Below are 18283 nucleotides of genomic sequence, written 5' to 3' on the forward strand. Positions count from 1 at the left end.
GGCAGGCCGGCGTGGCAGGCGACGCCTGAGCCTCAAGCCGCCGACGAACGCGGCTCGACGAGAATCCAGTAGCGGCTGCGGCTGACGACCCGCACCGGCAGGGTGGCCGGCAACAGCGCCAGCACCTTGTCCGTATCCTGCAACTGAAATCCGCCGGACAGGCGCAGATCGGCCACGGCCGGGTCGCATTGCACCAGGCCGGGCCGATAGTGCGACAGCGCTTCCAGGAAGTCCGCCAGCCGCATGTTGTCGGCCACGAGTACCCCGCGCGCCCATTCGCCTTCGCCCTGGGCCGCCTGCTGCACATTGCCGGCGCCCTGGGCCGTAAACACCAGGCACTGGCCGGCCGCGACCGGCAGCCGCTGGCCCGGCACGTCGCGGGGCGTGACTTCGACCACGCCCTCCAGCACGGCCACGCGGCATTGCGTGCCGCGCTGGCGCACCGTGAAGCGGGCATCCATGCCGTGCACCACGCCGGCTTCGGACGACACCAGGAACGGCCGCGCCGCTTGCGCGGGGCCGCTGTCGGGCGCCGTGCGCACCAGGATTTCGCCCGACCGCAGCAGCACGCGGCGCGACAGGGCGTCGTAGGCGATATCCACGGCGCTGCCCGCGTTCATCAGCACGCGGCTGCCGTCCGCCAGCCGCAGCTCGCGCCGTTCGCCGGTGCCGGTGCGGTAGGCGGCGGACCAGGCGGCCCACGGCGCAAACCGGGCCGCCAGCCAGACGGCGGGAACCGCAGCCGCCGCCGCGCCCAGGGTGGCCAGCGCCTTGCGGCGCGACAGCTTGCGATTCAGAGTGGGGCGAGCCAACGCGGGGGGCAGGCTGCCGAACTGGTCGTTCAGCATCTGCGCCCGTTGCCACGCCCGCTCATGGTCGGGGTCTTGCGCGCGCCAGCGCTCACACTCGCGAAACGCTTCGGGCGGCGGCTCGGCGCCGGGGTGCAGCCGCACCAGCCATTGCGCCGCCTGGCGCAGCACCTGGCGGTCCAGCGGCAGATCGCGTGCGTTGGCGGCGCTGCCCATCATGCGGCCAGCAGCAGGCATTGCTCGAACGCCTGCGCCATGTAGCGGCGCACGGTGCGGTCGGTGATGCGCATCGTGTCGGCGATCTGCTTGTAGGTCATGCCGTCCAGCTGCGCCATCAGGAACGCGCTGCGCGCCTTGGCCGGCAGGCCGTCGAGCATGGCGTCGATCTGGTGCAGCGTTTCCAGGATGATCAGGCGCTGTTCGACCGACGGCGTGGTGGGCTCGGGCAACTGCGCCAACGCGTCCAGCCAGGCACGCTCGAGCGATTGGCGACGGTGGTGGTTGCACAGCACGTGGCGCGCGACGGTGGTCAGGTAGGCGCGCGGCTCGTGCAGCGTCAGTTCCTGCGCGCCGGGCTTGCGGCGCGCCTCGATGATGCGGATGAACGTGTCCTGCGCCAGATCGGCGGCATCGAACGTATTGCCCAGGCGCTTGCGCAGCCAGTTGCGCAGCCAACCGTGATGGCTGGCGTAGAGGTTGTGGACGACATCCACGGCAGGGATCCCCGACACGCCGGGACCCCGCCCGGTCGCATTCAATAATTGATAATGATTCCCAATTGTATATGAGGCGGGGCGGTCCTGGCGATGCGCCAAAACAACGGGCCCCGGAATCACCCGGGGCCCGCGATACCGCTTGAGCGGGAGGCGCGCACGTCGTCAAAGCCAGTGGCTTTGCCGGCCGCGGGGCGTCCGCGTCGTCAACCGATCATCTATCAATACGCCAGCGAAGCTTGCAGGTACACCGTGCGCGGCATGCCCACGTACTTGCCCGCGTTGTTGTCGGTGGAACGGGTGAAGTAGCGCTTGTCGAACAGGTTCTTCACGCCCAGCGCGATGTTCAGGTTGTGCATCTGCTTGCCGAAATCGTAGGCGGCGCGCACATGCACCGTGCCGTAGCCGGGGATGTCGCCATAGGCGCCGTTGGCGCTTTCGGCCGTCTGGTACGTGGCGCCGGGGTCGGGCGAACCGGGCGAGCGCTGCTTGGACTGCAGGAACGTATCCACGTTGTAGGTCCACTGGTTGCGCGTGTAGCGCGCGCCCAGCGACGCCACGTTGCGCGAATAGAACGGCAGGTCGCGGCCCTCGAACACGCCCGCCTTGTAGGTGGCCTGCGTGTAGGTATAGGTGCCGTACACCGACATGCCCGACAGCGCGGCGCTGAGCTCGCCCAGGTCGTACGACAGGCCCGTTTCCAGGCCGCGGTGGCGCGTGGCGCCCAGGTTGGTCCAGGCGTCCGAGCCGCCATTGGTGCCGCCGCGCAGTTGCAGTTCGTCGTCGAAGTTGATGTTGAACAGCGTCAGTTCGCCCTTCCAGCCGCCGCCATTGAAATGCGTGCCCACTTCATACGTGGTGGCCTTTTCCGGATGCAGGCCGTTGGTGGTCGACGCAATCTGGAAGTACTGCAACGGGCCGAACGACTGGCCGGCGTTGGCGAACACGCTCCATTGCTCGCTGACGTGATACACGACCGACAGCGAGGGCAGGGGCTCTTCCGACTTGATGCTCGTGTACTTCGTCGCGGCCGGGTTGGACTTGTCGTTCAGGAACGAATCGATGAACTCGTAGCGCACGCCTGGCGTGATGGTCCAGTTGCCGACATTGATGGTGTCGTCGATATAGACCGCGTGCGCGGTCGTGCCGCCGGTGCGGAATTGATACTGCGGGTTCGGCGCGTTCAGCGGATCGAAGGGGCCGTCCGGTACGTAGAACGCCGTGCGCGACGCGCGTTCGTCGCTGGCTTCCTTCAGGTAGCGGTAGCCCACGCTCACTTCCTGCGTGATGTCCGACCCGCGGAACAGGCGCGAATAGCGCGGCTCGATCGCAAACGTATGGTAGTTGCGCGGATTGAACGTCAGGCGGCGCTGGCCGGCGTTGGCGCCGGTGCCTTCGGTTTCGATGCTGCTGCCCCGGAAGCTGTCCGTGTAGTAGGTCAGCAACTCAAACTTGTTCACGCCGTCGTCGTGGTTGTAGCGGAACGACGCATCGGTGCGCCGGCCCGTGAAATTGTCGTACGGCCGCGTCGACTGGAACGGGTCTTCGGAATACTGCTTTGTCGTCAGGCCGCCGGGCATGCCGGCGCGGCCTTCGTAGTGGTGCAGCGCGGCCGAAATGCTGTCGTCCGCGCCGATGCGGTAGGTGCCCTTGAGCATCACGTCATCGATATCGACCCGATCGTTGCTGTCGCGAAAGCCGTTGCCGTGCGTACCCGAATAGAGCAGGGCGCCGCCCAGGCCGCGGTCGTTGGTGCCGCCGATGAACGCGCTGGGCGTCGTCTTCACGCCGCCGTGGCTGTACATGTCGGTCTCGACCGACGCATCCGCCGTGAAGTCCTGCGGAATCGCGCGCGTCACGAAATTGATGATCCCGCCCACGTTCTGCGGGCCATAGCGCACCGATCCCGCGCCGCGCACCACATCCACCGCCGACAGATTGCCCAGCGCCACCGGCGCCATCGACAGCTGCGGCTGCCCATAAGGCGCCACCGCCAACGGAATGCCGTCCATCAGGATCGTCGACCGCGGCGACAGGCGCGACGTCAGCCCGCGCACGCCCACGTTCAACGACACATCGCTGCCGCCCGTGCCATTGCTTTCCTGCACCTGCACGCCCGGAATCCGGCGCAGCACATCGCGCACATTCGTCGCGCCCGTATCCTGGAACGCCGCCCGATCAATGATCGTGCGCGCACCGCCGTGCTCCAGCACCTTTTCGTCGCTGGGATTCTCCAGCCAATCGCCCACCACACTGATCGCGCCCAGCGTGCTGCCATCGCCGGCCGCAGCACCGGATGTCGAAGCGGCCGGCGTCGCGGAAGCCGGCGTCGCGCCAGATGTCGGCGCACCTTTCGCGGCGGTTTGGGCGTAGCCGTTGGCGGCCACGGTCAGCAAGGCCAGCGCGAGCGCAAGGCGTCGCGGGGGGAAGGGGATCAGCATGGAGGTTCCAGGAATGGCTCTCAAATAATGAGAGCGACAATCAAATTGAGAATCTTTTCTAAGCCGGGGCGGACTGCGCACACAAGCTCGGCAAGGGCAGCCGGCAGCCCCTGCGCAAGCCGCCGAAAATATAGCAAAAATTGGCGCCAATCCAAACGCGGTAAATTGGGGCCGTGGCAAAAACACCCCACGACCCTCCGGCTGGCCAACCGCACCCGCGCGCCTGCGCCCAGCCGAATCCGTATAAGATGTGAAATTGGCGCCAATTTTTTGACGCGGGAACCATCATGGACACACTAGATCAGCAATTGCTGGGACTGTTGCGCGCCGACGCGCGCGCAACCGTGGCAACCCTGGCCAAAAAGCTCGACGTATCACGGGGCACCATCAACAACCGCATCGCCCGCATGGAAGACGACGGCATCATCGTCGGCTACACCGTGCGCCTGCGCCCCGAATCCGAACCCGACCAGATCGGCGCCTGGATGAACATCGCCGTAGACGGCAACGAAACCCGGCGCGTCGTCAGCATCCTGCTAGGCGACCCCGCCGTCGTCGCCCTGCACGACACCAACGGCCGCTGGGACCTGCTGGCCGAACTACGCGTGGCCAACATCGAAGAAATGTCCCGCGTCCTGGACCGCGTCCGCCTGATCAAGGCCATCTCCGCCACGGAAACCAGCATCCACCTGAAGAGCTACAAGCTGGACTAAACCAGGGCAGGGTGCCCCCCCAACACGACAGCCCCCAACACAGGCCCCGTGACGGCAGACGACACTCCCGGTCTCCCCCAAAAACCGGCCCAAATCCCCCCGACGCACCACCCCCCCAACGCCCAAAAAGGCCGCCCGCGCGGCCGGCTTTGGGCGACCCCGCAAGACCTTCCACCCCACCCCCGTTCCCCACCAGAACGCCAAGCACACCCCCCGCCCCAGCAACGCCCCAAACCCATCACGTCACAGCGTGGCGGGCAGGCGTACAGGGAGGGCGGGGCGTGTAGATGCGCCCGAGGGAATTCGAAGGGAGCCGAAGGCGGACGAGAATGACGAAGGGGCAGTCCGGAGCGAAGGCTCCGGACCGCAATCGTAGCCCCGCCCTCCCTGTACGCCTGCCCGCCACGCGGCAGAAGAACCCACGGCAACCAGAAGAAAACAACGCCAGGCCCCGAAAAACCCAAGGAACAAGCCCCGCCGCCAGGCAAACCCCCACCCCGTTAGGGATTCCCCCCGGTTGCCCCCTCCACACCCCGAACCCTAAAATTGGCGCCAATTTATGTAAACAAACACAGAAAGCCAGCCCCCCCAGGCCCCCAAGCCTCCAGGATTCAAGGATCAAGCAATGCCCTCCGCAGCACCCACCCTCACCCCCGAAGCCGCCCGCGCCCGCGCCATCTACGACCTCGGCCACAGCACCGTCTTCTCCGCCCGCGTCGACCCGCGCTTCTCGTACTGCATGTACGTCCCCCCGCACATCGACCAGGCCAAGCACCCCATGCAACTGGTGGTGATCATGCACGGCACCGGCCGCGCCTTCGTCGAATACCGCGACGCCTTCGCCGAATTCGCCCGCTGGAACGACTGCATCGTCCTGTGCCCGCTCTTTCCCGTCAGCCCCCTGGGCGACGGCAACCGCGACGGCTTCAAGCAACTGCACGAAGGCAACATCCGCTACGACCACGTCCTGCAGGACATGGTCGCCGAAGTCGGTGAAAAATTCGGCTGCGACTTCTCGCGCTTCGCCCTGTTCGGCTATTCCGGCGGCGGCCAGTTCGTCAACCGCTACGCCTTGCTGCACCCCGAAACCCTGTGGGCCGTTTCCATCGGCGCGCCCGGCTCGGTCACCCTGCTCGACCCCAGCCAGGACTGGTGGGTCGGCGTGCGCGACGCCGAAGCCCGCTTCGGCAAGGCCGTCGACGTCGACGCCCTGCGCCAGGTTGCCGTCCACATGATCGTCGGCAAGGCCGACCTCGAAACCTGGGAAATCACCCACCGCGAAGGCGGCAAGTTCTTCATGCCCGGCGCCAACTCCGCCGGTTCCACCCGCCCCGAGCGCCTGGAATCCCTGCGCCGCTCGTTCGAAGCGGCCGGCGTCAAGGCCGTGCTGGACGTCGTCGACAACGTGCCACACGACGGCCTGAAGTGCGTCGGCCAGGTGCAGGACTTCCTGGCTGCCGAGCTGCGCAAGCTGCGAAATGAATAACACCGAAAACAAGAAGTGCGGCGGGCGCATCTGCGCCCGTCAGCCGCGATAGGAGAGGGGCATGCTGCGTTTCGCGCTATCCCGTATCGTCATGGCCATCCCCACGCTGCTGATCGTGGCGGTGGCCGTATTCGTCATGATCCGCCTGATTCCAGGCGATCCGGCGCAACTGCTGCTGGGCGACCTGGCCACCCCGGCCGCCCTGGCTGACCTGCGCGCCCGCCTGGGCCTGGACCAGAGCTGGACCACCCAGTTCGGCATCTGGTTCGGCAACATGCTGCATGGTGACCTGGGCTCGTCCATCAACACCGGCCAGCCCGTGCTGCCGCTGGTGTGGGACCGCTTCCTGATCAGCGGCCGCGTGGTGCTGGTGGCCGTGCTGTTCGCCGCCATGGTGGCCGTGCCGGCCGGCATGATCGCCGCCTGGAAGCAGAACAAGGCGCCCGACCTGATCCTGGTCGGCACCGCCACGCTGCTGGTGTCCATTCCCACCTTCTGGCTGGGCCTGCTGCTGCTGATCTTCTTCGGCCTGAAGCTGCAATGGCTGCCCGTGGTGGGCTACGTGTCCATCGGTGAAGACTGGAAGGCCGGCCTGCTGTACCTGGCCATGCCCATCCTGACGCTGTTCCTGCACGAAATCGGCGTGCTGATGCGCATGGCGCGCGCCAGTACCCTGGAAGTGCTGCGGCTGGACTACATCACCCACGCACGCGCCAAGGGCCTGTCCGAATCGGCCGTGCTGATGCGCCATGCTTTCCGCAACGCCTTCGGCCCGACCTGGACGCTGATCGGCCTGGTGCTGGGCAACCTGCTGGGCGGCATTGCCGTGGTCGAAACCGTGTTCACCATTCCCGGCCTGGGCCGGCTGCTGGTGGATTCGATTTTTGCCCGCGACTACCCCGTCATCCAGGGCTGCCTGCTGTTCGTCGGCGTGGTCTACGTGATCGTGAACCTGCTGATCGACCTTTGCTATCCCATCTTCGACCCGAGAGTGACCGCCGAATGAAAAAGCGAATTGCAGCTAACGCGCTGATAGGCGGCGTGATCGTGGCGGCGATGATCGTCGCGGCGATCATGGGCGCCTTCTGGACGCCGCATGATCCGCTGAAGATCAACTTCGTGGCCCGGCTCAAGCCGCCCGGCGGCGATTTCCTGCTGGGCACCGACGAATTCGGCCGCGACGAACTGTCGCGCCTGTTGGCCGGGGCCTCCAGCAGCGTCTGGATCAGCTTCCTGACCGTCAGCTTCGCCATCGTGGCGGGCACCGCCATCGGCACCCTGACCGGTTTCGTGCGCGGCTGGACCGACCGCATCATCATGGCCTTCAACAACGCCTTGCTGGCCTTCCCGGGCCTGTTGCTGGCGCTGGGCCTGTTGGCCGTGGTGGGCGCCAACAAGTACGGCATCATCCTGGCGCTGGGCCTGGCCTACACGCCGTCGGTCACGCGCATCGTGCGCGGCACCGTGCTGTCGCTGCGTGAAAAAGAGTTCATCGAATCGTCCCGCGTGCTGGGCAATTCCGAGCTCTACACCATGTTCCGCCACGTGCTGCCCAATTGCGTGGCGCCGCTGACGGTGCTGGCCACGTCGATGTTCGGCTGGGTCATCCTGGCCGAAAGCGCGCTGTCGTTCCTGGGCCTGGGCGTACCGCCGCCCGCGCCCACCTGGGGCAACATGCTGGCCGCCGCCCGGCCGTTCATGGCGCAGGCGTCCTATCTTTCCATTCTTCCCGGCTTGGCCATCGCCCTCGCGCTGCTGGGGATCAACCTGCTGGGCGACGCGGTGCGAGACCGTTTCGATCCCCGCATGAGGGGCGTGCAATGAGCGCACTGGTAACCGTATCGAATCTGTCCCTGACCGTCGGCCGCGGCGGCCGTGAAATCGTCGGCGGCGTGTCCTTCGAGGTGGCGCCGGGCGAAATGGTCGGCATCGTCGGCGAATCCGGCAGCGGCAAGACCCAGGCCGCCCGCGCCATCATGGGCCTGACCCCGCCGCCGCTGGTGGTGGCCGGCGGCTCGATCCGCTTCGAAGGCGTGGAAGTGACCCAGGCCAGCGCGGCCCAGCTGCGCAAGCTGCGCGGCGCGCGCATCGGCATGGTGTTCCAGGAACCCATGACCTCGCTCAACCCGTCCATGCCCATCGGGCGCCAGCTGGACGAAGGCCTGAAGCTGCACCGGCGCGACCAGTCGACTGCGCAGCGCCGTGAACGCATCCTCGAGATGCTGCGGCGCGTGGGCATCCGCGACCCCAAGGCCGCCATGGAGGCCTGGCCACACGAGTTTTCGGGTGGCATGCGCCAGCGCATGATGCTGGCCTCGGTGATGCTGCTGGAACCGGCGCTCTTGATCGCCGACGAACCCACCACCGCGCTGGACGCCGTGGTGCAGCGCGACGTGCTGGAACTGATGGTGGACCTGACGCGCGAGCACAACACCGCCGTGCTGATGATCAGCCACGACTTGCCCATGGTGGCGCGCTACACCGAACGCATGGTGGTGATGCAGCACGGCAAGGTGCTGGAAACCGGCACCACCGCGGGCATTCTCGAACGGCCGCAGCATCCCTATACGCGCAAGCTGCTGGATGCGATGCCGCGTCGCCTGCCGGCCCGGCCGATCACCAAGGAAGCGCCCATCGTCGAGGTCAAGAACCTGGTGGTGGACTACGCCGGCCACCAGCGGCTGTTCTCGCGCACCGGCGCCAAGCGCGCGCTGGGCGGCATCGACCTGCACGTGAAGCCGCGCGAAGTGGTGGCGGTGGTGGGCGGGTCGGGTTCGGGCAAGACCACGCTGGGCCGCGCCATCGCGGGCCTGCTGTCGCCCACGTCCGGCCAGATCCTGTTCCGCAACCAGGCGGTCAGCCGCCGCTCGGCGGCCTGGCGCGACTACCGCCTGAACTGCCAGATGGTGTTCCAGGACCCGTATTCGTCGCTGGACCCGCGCATGACCATCGGCCAGCTGGTGGGCGAAGGCCTGCGCATGCTGACCGACATGGCGTCGGCCGAAAAACGCCGCCGCGTGGACGAAGTGCTGGCCGAAGTGGGCCTGGGGTCCGAATATGCCAAGCGCTTTCCGCACGAACTGTCGGGCGGCCAGCGCCAGCGCGTGGCGATCGCCCGGGCGATCGTGCGCCGGCCGGCCTTCGTGATTGCCGACGAGCCGGTGTCCGCGCTGGACGTGACGGTGCGCGCCCAGGTGCTGGACCTGTTCGCCGACCTGCAGGAACGCCATGGCTTTTCGTGCCTGTTCATCAGCCACGACCTGGGCGTGGTCGAGCAGGTGGCCGACCGGGTGGTGGTCATGCGCGATGGCGGGATTGTCGAGCAGGGCACCCGCGACGAGGTCTTCGACCATCCGCGCGAGGAATACACCCGCAGCCTGCTGTCGGCCATTCCGGCGCTGGAATCCACCGATACGGGCGGCGTGCGTCTGCGCTGGCGCCTGGACGGGCAGGAGCCGTCTCGGGCCACGGCTTGAAGGGACGGATCCGCGCCGGCCGCCGGGGCTGGCGGCCCGGCGCGGACTTATGCATAAAATACGCGGTTTGGATTTGATTCACGGGAGTGGTCCATGCCGAAAGCGGCGGCGACACAGCCGGGCCTGGTTGACCGTATTGCCCATGATATTCAGTCGGGCATCTTTGGTCCCGGCGCGTGGCTGAAACAGATCGACCTGCAGGAACGCTACGACGCCAAGCGTCTGGACGTTCGGCGGGCGCTTGACCAATTGGCCGCCAAGCGGCTGATTTCGCACATCCCGAACCGGGGCTACCACGTCTACGCGATGGACCCGGACCAGCACGTGCAGATCCGCGATATTCGCGTGCTGCTGGAAACCGGCGCCGCGGCCGACCTGATGCCCAACGTCACGGCGGCCAAGGTGCGCGCCCTGCGCACGCTGGCCGAACGTTTCGCCAAGCTGCTGCACGACGGCACGCTGCTGGAGCAGTACGAGGTCAACCTGGCGTTTCACGCCGGGATGTACGACATGTGCTCCAACCGCGAGCTGGCTTCCCTGATCCAGGAAACCCGGGCCCGCGGTCCGGCGGCGCCAGCCAAGGAATGGGTGACGCGTTCGCGCATCGAAATCTCGGCCCGCGAGCACTTCGACATGGTCGAGGCGCTGGAGGCGCGCGACGTCAAGCGGCTGCAGAAAATCATTGCCCAGCACGTGGGGCAGGACATTTCCTGACCGATTCCGGGCGATTTGCCTGACTTTTGCGGCGGCCATCCTGAAAAGGGGCCGCCGCAAGTCGTTTCCGGGTGTCCGATTCATGAGATTCACAGGGATACCCCCGATGCCAGTCCGGGTTTGAGCGGTCATAATAGGCAGCTATTTTTGGCGCCAATATAGTCATGAATCAGGCGTCGTATGCCCCCGGGGGAGTTTCCGCAATGCACCACCAATCTGTTTCCCGAGCGCTTGCGCTCAGCTTGGCGCTGGCCGCCGCAGGCACGGCCCACGCCGCTACCCTGACGATCGCCCAGCCGGCCGACATCCGCTCGACCAATCCGGGCGTCAACCGCGACAACACCACCGACGGCGTGGTGCTGAACGTGGTGGAAGGCCTGGTCGGCTACCGGGAGAACGGCACGGTGGCGCCGTTGCTGGCGAAATCGGTCGACCTGTCGGAAGACGGCCTGACCTACACCTTCAAGCTGCGCGACGGCGTGAAGTTCCACAATGGCGCTACGTTGACGTCGGCCGACGTCATCTGGAGCTGGGAACGCTACATGGACGCCAAGACCGACTGGCGCTGCCGCAGCGATTTCGACGGCCGCAACGGCCTGAAGGTGACGGAAGTGTCGGCGCCGGACGCGCAGACGGTCATCATGAAGATCGACCGCAAGTCGGCGGTGTTCCTGGATTCGCTGGCCCGCACCGATTGCGGCATGACGGCGATTCTCAGCAAGGATTCGGTCAACGCCGACGGTTCGTGGAACAAGCCGGTGGGCACGGGTCCGTACCAGTTCAAGGAATGGAAGCGCGGCGAATACGTGCTGTTGTCGGCGTTCAAGGACTACGTGTCGCCGTCGGCGGGGGACAAGCCGGACGGCTATGTGGGCGCGAAGCGTCCGCTGGCCGACGAGGTGAAGTTCCTGGTGGTGCCGGACCCGTCCACCGCGAAGGCGGGCCTGGTGTCGGGCGCGATCGATGCGAGCCAGATCACGATCACGGACGTGGCTGAACTGAAGAAAAGCCCGACGGTGTCGGTGATGAGTCCGCACGACGCGACCAAGCACACGCTGCTGTTCCAGACGCAGGACCCGGTGCTCAAGAATGTGAAGCTGCGCCAGGCGATTGCGGCGGCGCTGGATATTCCGCAGGTGGTGGCGGCGGCTTCCGAAGGGTTGGGCCAGCTGAACAATTCGGCGGTGTATGCGGGGTCGGCGTATTACCAGGAAACGGAGAAGCGCACGTACAAGTACGATCCGGCGCGGGCGCAGCAGCTGCTGAAGGAAGCGGGCTACAAGGGCGAGCCGATCGTCATCTATGCGAACAAGCGGGCGCACGTGCCGAGCTATCAGGTGGCGGTGATTGCGCAGGCGATGATGCAGTCGGTGGGGATCAATGCGCAGATCGAGGTGCTGGAGTGGGCGACGCAGCTGGATCGCTACAACACGGGTAAGTACCAGATCAGCTCTTTCACGTTCTCTTCGCGGATCGATCCGTCGTTGAGCTTTGAGCAGTTTGCGGGGGACAAGTCGAAGCAACCGCGCAAGGTCTGGGATGATCCTGCGGCGCAGAAGCTGATTGACGAGAGCTTTCTTGAATCCGATCCGGCCAAGCGGCAGAAGCTGTTTGACCAGTTGCACACGTTGATGTTGGAGCAGACGCCGTTGTTGGTGCTTTATAACGGGGCGGATGCTTGGGCTACTAATAAACGCGTGGAAGGGTTTTCGGTATGGGAAGGGAAGCCTCGGGCTTGGGAGACCAAGATTGTGGGTAAATAAGTAAGAGGCTTTTTTTGTAGGTTGGGTTTTGGGGTGGTTGCTGGTGGCGGGTTTGCTGCTGGGGCCGCCTGACGCGTCGGTGGCCTGCGTGGTGCGGGGCTACGATTGCGGTCCGGAGCCTTCGCTCCGGACTGCCCCGTCGTCATCCTCGTACAGGCCTTCGGCCTTCCCTACGGATTCCCTCGGGCGCATCTACACGCCCCGCACCACGCAGGCCACCGACGCGTCAGGCTCCGCTGTCTGCATCTTGACGGGCTGTTCTGGGGATTCTTGTTTTGCAATGCAAAGAGGCCGCTTTCGCGGCCTCTTTGCATTGGGCTGTGCGGCTTTACTTTGCCACGCGCTCTACTTCCCAGGCGCGGGGCTTTTTCACGGCCCAGGGGGTGTAGCCCTTGACGTCGCTGCGGTAGGCGCCGATGTCCAGGCCGTTGTAGAGGGGGATGCTGGGGACGTCGGCCAGGAATAGCTTGTGCAGTTGGTCGAACGACGTCTGGCGCTTGGCGTGGTCGGTGTCGACCGAGGCGGCGTCCAGGAGTTTTTGGGCTTCGGGGTTGTCCCAGACTTTGCGCGGCTGCTTGGATTTTTCGCCGGTGACCATTTCGTAGTTCAGGGCGGCGTCCAGGCGGGCGGAGTAGGGGAAGGTCATCATCTGGTAGGTGCCGGCGTTGTAGCGGTCGAGCTGGGTGGCCCATTCGGCGACGGACAGCTTGGCGTTGATGCCGGCGGCCTGGAGCATGGCCTGGATGATGACGGCGGAGTTGTAGGACTGGGGGTAGCGCTTGGTGGTCATCAGTTCGATTTCCTGGCCCTTGTAGCCGGCTTCTTTCAGCAGCTTCTGGGACAGGGCGACGTCGTACTTCCAGCCTTCTTTCTGGGCGGCGTCGTGGTAGGGCGAGACCAGGGGGACGATGGAGTTGTTGGGCTTGGCCAGGCCTTCGGTGACGGCGGCGGCCAGTTGTTCGTAGTCGATGGCGTGGGCCAGGGCCTGGCGCATCTTGGGGTTGGACAGCAGCGGGTCCTTGGTTTGCAGCAGCAGCGCGGTCATGCTCATGACGGGCGCGTAGGCGACCTTGACGTTGGGCGTGGCCTGCAGGACGGGGACGTCGTTGTTGGAGACGTCTTCGATGATGTCGATGTTGCCGCGTTGCAGGGCGGCCTTGGCGGTGGAGTCGTCGGGCACGATCATGAAGCGCACTTCGTCGACCAGGGGGCGCTTGGAACCGGTGTAGCCGTCGAGCTTGCCGCCGCGGTTGGCGTAGTCGGCGAATTTGGTGAGGCGGATGTATTCGCCGCGCTTCCATTCGGCGAATTCGAAGGGGCCGGTGCCGATGGGCTTGTCCCAGGTGCCGTCGGCCTTGACGGAGGCCTTTTGCAGGATGCCGGTGCCGCCGCAGTCGGCGCGCGCGAGCGAGGCCAGGAACAGGCTGCTGGGTTTTTCCAGGTGGTAGACGACGGTCTGGGCGTCGGGGGCTTCGACGCCGGTGACCTTGACGGTGCCGCGGCCATCGAATTCGCTGGAACAGCGCCAGCCGGAATTGGCGGCGGTGTAGTGCTGCCAGGTCCAGAGGACGTCGGCGGAGGTGAGGGGGGCGCCGTTATGGAATTTGACGCCCTGGCGCAGCTTGAAGGTGTAGGTCTTGCCGTCGGGGCTGATGTCGATGGATTCGGCCAGCAGGGGGCGCACTTCGGCGTCTTCGCCGTAGGCCACCAGGCCTTCGACGATGTGCAGCACGACGGCGTCGCTGTTGCTGTCGCGGTTCACGCCGGGCTCGGTCGAGCGGATGTCGGCGGTGAACGAGATGCGCAGCGGCGGCTGGGCCTGGGCCCAGGCCGATCCGGCCAGCGCAGCCAGCGCCAGCGCAACCGCGGTGTTCAAGAGTTTTGTTTTCATTGATTGAGTTCCAGGGTTGCGCGGGCGGCCTGGGATCAGGCGGCGGCCAGCAGTTCGGGTTCGGCGTCCAGGCTGTAGCGGGTGAACGTGCGGTTCAGCGCGGGCAGCGGGGCCACTTCCATCAGGCCGGCGGCGGGTTCCATGATGACCATGGCGACGGTGGCCGACAGGTTGTCGTGGCTGCCGGGGCGCGGCGGGCGGCAAACCGAGTACGGGGTGCCGAAGTCGTCGAACAGGGCGCGCTTGAGGTCTTCGCGGGTGAGCTGGTCTTTTTCGTTCAAGAGGCGGCGCACGCGCCAGTCGCGGTAGGCGCTTTCCGGGGTGCTGGCGCGGCCGGTGTCGCGCAGCTTGCCCAGGGCGACTTCGCTGACCCAGTGGTTGGCGTGCACGATCAGGTCGTCGCTGCCGGGGTAGATGGGGAAGGCCTCATCGGTGGTGCATTCGTAGTCGACGCCGAAGCCGGCGGCCATGCCGATCATGATGTTGTTCGAGCAGGACTTGGGCGTGGTGCTGACGGCCTTGATGGCCAGGGCGAAGTGCTCCTGTTCGAGCACCTTGCGGCGGATCAGCGAGAGCGGCACGCCGAGCTGGCGGAAGTCGCGGTCGGATTCCAGGTAGTTGGCGGTGATGGACACGCCGGCGCTGTTCAGGCCGCTGCGGGCCAGGCCGCCGGCTTCGACGAAGGTCAGGATGTCGGGGCCGTTGTCGTTGCGCACGCGCAGCACGATGGCCGTTTCGGCGCATTCGGCGCGCCAGTCCCAATTCTGGCCGTGGATCAGGCGGCCGTTGACCGAGCGGGTCGGCAGGATCAGGGCGCCGGTGCAACCGTCGCCGGGTTCGAGTTCGGCGGCCTTTTTCTTTTCGGCGCGGGCCTTGGCGATGACTTCGGTGCGGGCGTTGACCATCACGATGTCTTCGAACGGCACGTTGGCGCCGGCGGCGATGCCGCGCATTTCTTCCAGGTAGTGCGGCGCGAAGTTCTCGATTTCGCGGGCAAAGCTGGTGATCAGCTGGGTGCGCGCCATGGCGTCATAGCCCAGGTCGACCAGGGTCTGGCCGTACATGGCGGCGCTTTTGCGCACGCGGTCGGCGGCCTGCTGGCCATAGGCGCGGCCGCGGGCCTCGGGGGTACCGGAAACCGATACGAAGGGAAATTGGGTGATCTGGGTCATGGACGGATAGCGGCGCGGGGGCGCCGTGGGGTCGGGAGTGGTGAGACGGGATGTTGCAAAAATATTATCTTATTTTGGCGCCAAAAATACCGAGGGTTTGCCCGGGGGCGCCTAGCTGGGGGCGCCTAGCCGACGCGCTTCTCCACACATTGCCGCGCCAGGTCGTCGCAGCGCGCAAAGCCAGCCCCGGCGTCACGCAGCCGCTGCAGCAACCGCTCGATCATCTGCAGCCGTGCCGCGCGGCCCACGCCGTGGTCGGCGCGCGGGTGCAGGGTCAGGCAGGCGTAGCCGTCGGCGGCGAGCAGGGCGTCGCCCTGTTCGGCCAGGTGGGCGTAGGCGCGGTCCTGGGTGACGCGGCGGCTGAAGTGGGTGGCGTCGCACAGGCCTTCGCTCCAGGGCAGCTCGACCATGCCGGGGGCGCCGTCGGCGTCCAGCGCGTAGGGCGCATCGTCGTCCAGGGCGCTGCTGTCGTAGCGGTAGCCCAGTTCGCGCAAGAGCGGCAGGGTGCGGGGGGTAAAGCCGCCGCCGGTCCAGCGGAAACCTTCGGGGGCCCGGCCGGTCAGGGCGGCCAGGCGGTCGCGGCCGCGTTGCAGCACCTCGGCTTCGCGCTCGCCCAGCGTAGCCAGGTCTTCGAAAGCGTTGCCTTGCGAGGCGGCTTCGTGGCCGTCGCGCAGGCTTTGTTCGAGCAGGTCGCGGCAGCGCTCGGCTTCGAAGGCCGGCCAGAAGAAGGTGGCGCGGATGTCCTGGCGCCGCAGCATGTCCAGCAGGCGCGACAGGCCGCCGCCATAGGTGTAGCGGCCATGGCCGTCGCGGCCGTGCAGTTCGTGCTCGGGGCGGGTGGCGGCCTCGGGGCCGATACCTTGCACGTTGATGGTGACCAGCACCGTCTTGGCGGCGGCCTGCGTGGGGGCAATCGTCCGGGGGGGCGCGTCAGGGGTTGCGTTGGCGAGGGCGGCGCTCATTCGGTTCTCCAGGCATCGGGGTGGGCCAGGCAGTGGCGGGCCAGCGCTTCCAGGGTCATGCAGTGCACGTCCGCCTGCGCGGCCACGTGCGCCAGGAAGCGGTCCATGGCGGCGGCGCGGGCGGGGGTGCCGGACCCACCGGCGGCCTTGGGGTGCACGGTCAGGTGGATGTAGCCCTCGGCCTGGCGCAGGGCCTCGAATTCCTCGATCCAGTTGTCGCAGGCTTCCGCGGCCAGGCTGTGGCCGGTGAAGTAGAACGGGTAGTCGTCCAGCGATACGGTGTTGTTGGGCAGCATGACGAAGCCGTCGTCGGCGGCATCTGCGGGCAGGTAGGGGCGGTCTCGGTCTTTCTCGCTGGCGTCGTAGCAATAGCCCAGCCGGCGCAGCGCGGGCAGGGTGCGGTGGCTCTTGCGGCCCGACGGCGAACACCAGCCCACCGGCGTCACGCCCAGTTGCTGCTGGATCAGGGTATGGGTCTTTTCGAGCAGGGCGGGCTCGTCTTCGCCCAGGTCCCAGGCTTCGTGCAGGTAGCCGTGGGCGGCGATCTCGTGGCCGGCGGCCAGAATGGCGCGAAACGTCTCGGGGTAGTGCTCGACGTCGTAGCCGCAGGCAAAGAAGGTGGCGGGCATGGCGTGGCGCGCCAGGATGTCCAGGTGCCGCGGCACGCCGCGGCGGATGGCGTAGCGGCCGGCGGTATGCAGGCCGGCGGGAAACTGCTTGCGGCCCACTTCGACGGCGGGGCCGTCCACGTGCACGGTCACGCAGACCACGGCGCGCACGGGCGGCGCGTCGGGGGCGCGCAGGCCCTGGTCGCGCAGTTCGCGGTCCAGCGTCAGCCAGGGGTTGGCGGCGGCGTCCAGCGGGACGCCATAGGGTATGGCTTGCATCAGGTGGCCTTGATGTTGGCGTTCTTGATCAGGGTGCGCCACTTCTCGCTTTCGGTGGCGACGAAGCGGCGCAGTTCTTCAGGGGTGCCGCCGTGCAGTTCCAGCCCGTTCTGGGTCAGTTGGGCCAGGGCGGGCTGCTTGAGCGCGCTTTGCACGGCGGCATTGAGCGTCTGCACGATGGCGGGCGGCGTGCCGGCGGGCACGAACACGCCGTTCCAGCCGATGGCCTGGTAGCCGGGAAAGCCGGATTCGGCCACGGTGGGCACGTCCGGCAGGGCCGGCGCCCGCGATGCGGACGTGACGGCCAGGGGGCGCGATTTGCCGCCCTGGATGAATTGCTGCTGGTTGATCACCACGTCCATCAGCACGGGAAACTGGCCGCCCAGGAAGTCGTTGACCGCCGCGGCGGCGCCCTTGTAGGGCACGCCGGGCAGGTCGAGCCCGGCGGTGGCCTTGAGCAGTTCCATGGCCAGGTGGGCCGAGCTGCCGTTCTGGGTGATGCCGTAGAAATACTTGCCGGGATTGGCCTTGATGAGGGCCACGAATTCCTGCAGGGTCTTGGCCGGAAACGACGGGTGCACCACCAGTACGTTGTTGTAGTAGCAGACCATCGACACGGGTTCGAAGTCCTTGATCGGGTCGTACGCGATGTTCTCGTACAGGCTCTGGTTCACCGTGTGGGTGCCGGTGGAGCCGAGCGCGACGGTATAGCCGTCGGGCGCCGAGCGGGCGGCCTGCTGCGTGCCGATGATGCCGGCCGCGCCACCCTTGTTGATGACCACCACGCTTTGCTTGAGCGCTTCGCCGATGCCCTGGGCCAGCGGCCGGGCGACCAGGTCGGTGCCGCCGCCCGCGGGAAACGGCACGATGAACTGGATCGGGTGCTCGGTGGGGTAGGCGGCCGCGCGGGCCAGGCCCGGTCGCGTCAAGGCGGCGCCCGCCAGGGTGGCGGCCGACGCCGCCATGAATTGCCGGCGGCTGATGCCGCCCGTTGCGCTGCTGCGTTGCTTCATGCGATTTCCCCTTGGATGTGCATGCCAGGCATCGCCGGCCGCACGCTTGTGGGTGCCTGCTGGTCGGCTGCTTGAGTATCATTATTCGATAAAAAACAATCTTCACCAATTAGTTTTTATCTATAAATGATAAAAATAAGAAAAACGATAGGTGAATGGGACGGCCGTCGATGATCTCGATAGCGGCGCTTTATGGTCCGCCGCCCCAGGCTGCGCCCCTGTGATACGCTGCGCCGATTCCGC

General features: G+C 66.6%; 15 protein-coding genes. 7 read left to right on the forward strand and 8 right to left on the reverse strand.

What is annotated here, in order from left to right; translation table 11 throughout:
* Positions 1–32 precede the first annotated feature (32 nt).
* The 3 genes from HV798_RS00835 to HV798_RS00845 all read right to left on the reverse strand — a co-directional run bounded on the left by HV798_RS00835 (position 33) and on the right by HV798_RS00845 (position 3963).
* Positions 33–1046 carry a FecR domain-containing protein gene (locus HV798_RS00835; protein WP_246288538.1) on the reverse strand — a complete coding sequence of 338 codons (1014 nt, stop codon included), beginning with the start codon at positions 1044–1046 and terminating at the stop codon, positions 33–35.
* Positions 1025–1522 (reverse strand): sigma-70 family RNA polymerase sigma factor, encoded by a 498-nt coding sequence (locus HV798_RS00840; RefSeq protein ID WP_175190952.1) that lies wholly within the window; start codon positions 1520–1522, stop codon positions 1025–1027. The genes HV798_RS00835 and HV798_RS00840 overlap by 22 nt, the downstream gene beginning before the upstream one ends.
* Positions 1523–1743: 221 nt before the next feature.
* Positions 1744–3963, reverse strand: a complete 2220-nt coding sequence (locus tag HV798_RS00845) for a TonB-dependent receptor family protein (protein ID WP_175190953.1) — start codon at positions 3961–3963, stop codon at positions 1744–1746.
* Between the two features lie 287 nt (positions 3964–4250).
* Here HV798_RS00845 and HV798_RS00850 point away from each other — a divergent pair, with 287 nt between their 5' ends.
* From HV798_RS00850 to HV798_RS00880, 7 genes are all read left to right on the forward strand, one after another.
* Positions 4251–4676, forward strand: a complete 426-nt coding sequence (locus HV798_RS00850) for an Lrp/AsnC family transcriptional regulator (RefSeq protein WP_025137021.1) — start codon at positions 4251–4253, stop codon at positions 4674–4676.
* A gap of 625 nt (positions 4677–5301) precedes the next feature.
* Positions 5302–6162 carry an alpha/beta hydrolase family protein gene (locus HV798_RS00855; protein WP_025137022.1) on the forward strand — a complete coding sequence of 287 codons (861 nt, stop codon included), beginning with the start codon at positions 5302–5304 and terminating at the stop codon, positions 6160–6162.
* 61 nt (positions 6163–6223) lie between these two features.
* The gene (locus HV798_RS00860; protein WP_025137023.1) at positions 6224–7168 is read left to right on the forward strand and encodes an ABC transporter permease; all 945 of its coding nucleotides are present in this window, start codon (positions 6224–6226) and stop codon (positions 7166–7168) included.
* Positions 7165–7986, forward strand: coding sequence for an ABC transporter permease (locus HV798_RS00865; RefSeq protein ID WP_025137024.1), 822 nt, complete (start codon positions 7165–7167; stop codon positions 7984–7986). Before HV798_RS00860 ends, HV798_RS00865 begins: the two co-directional genes overlap by 4 nt.
* Positions 7983–9638, forward strand: coding sequence for an ABC transporter ATP-binding protein (locus HV798_RS00870; protein ID WP_175190954.1), 1656 nt, complete (start codon positions 7983–7985; stop codon positions 9636–9638). The genes HV798_RS00865 and HV798_RS00870 overlap by 4 nt, the downstream gene beginning before the upstream one ends.
* Positions 9639–9731: 93 nt before the next feature.
* Positions 9732–10352 (forward strand): GntR family transcriptional regulator, encoded by a 621-nt coding sequence (locus HV798_RS00875; RefSeq protein ID WP_025137026.1) that lies wholly within the window; start codon positions 9732–9734, stop codon positions 10350–10352.
* Between the two features lie 203 nt (positions 10353–10555).
* A complete protein-coding gene (locus HV798_RS00880; protein ID WP_025137027.1) occupies positions 10556–12115 on the forward strand; it encodes an ABC transporter substrate-binding protein in 1560 nt (519 codons plus the stop codon).
* Positions 12116–12443: 328 nt separating this feature from the next.
* On the opposite strand, the gene HV798_RS00885 is transcribed toward HV798_RS00880, so the two are convergent.
* The 5 genes from HV798_RS00885 to HV798_RS00905 all read right to left on the reverse strand — a co-directional run bounded on the left by HV798_RS00885 (position 12444) and on the right by HV798_RS00905 (position 18040).
* A complete protein-coding gene (locus HV798_RS00885) occupies positions 12444–14006 on the reverse strand; it encodes an ABC transporter substrate-binding protein (protein WP_175190955.1) in 1563 nt (520 codons plus the stop codon).
* Positions 14007–14041: 35 nt separating this feature from the next.
* Positions 14042–15178, reverse strand: a complete 1137-nt coding sequence (locus HV798_RS00890) for a C45 family autoproteolytic acyltransferase/hydrolase (protein WP_025137029.1) — start codon at positions 15176–15178, stop codon at positions 14042–14044.
* A 125-nt stretch (positions 15179–15303) separates the two neighbouring features.
* Positions 15304–16140: a polysaccharide deacetylase family protein gene (locus HV798_RS00895; RefSeq protein WP_246288539.1), complete on the reverse strand. Its 837-nt coding sequence runs from the start codon at positions 16138–16140 to the stop codon at positions 15304–15306.
* Complete coding sequence (locus HV798_RS00900) at positions 16137–17027, reverse strand: polysaccharide deacetylase family protein (RefSeq protein ID WP_175190956.1); 891 nt, start codon at positions 17025–17027, stop codon at positions 16137–16139. Before HV798_RS00900 ends, HV798_RS00895 begins: the two co-directional genes overlap by 4 nt.
* Positions 17027–18040, reverse strand: a complete 1014-nt coding sequence (locus HV798_RS00905) for a Bug family tripartite tricarboxylate transporter substrate binding protein (protein WP_175190957.1) — start codon at positions 18038–18040, stop codon at positions 17027–17029. Before HV798_RS00905 ends, HV798_RS00900 begins: the two co-directional genes overlap by 1 nt.
* Between the last annotated feature and the right edge of the window lie 243 nt (positions 18041–18283).

The sequence above is a fragment of the Achromobacter deleyi genome, from assembly GCF_902859705.1.
In the GTDB taxonomy this organism is placed as follows: Bacteria; Pseudomonadota; Gammaproteobacteria; order Burkholderiales; family Burkholderiaceae_B; genus Achromobacter; species Achromobacter deleyi.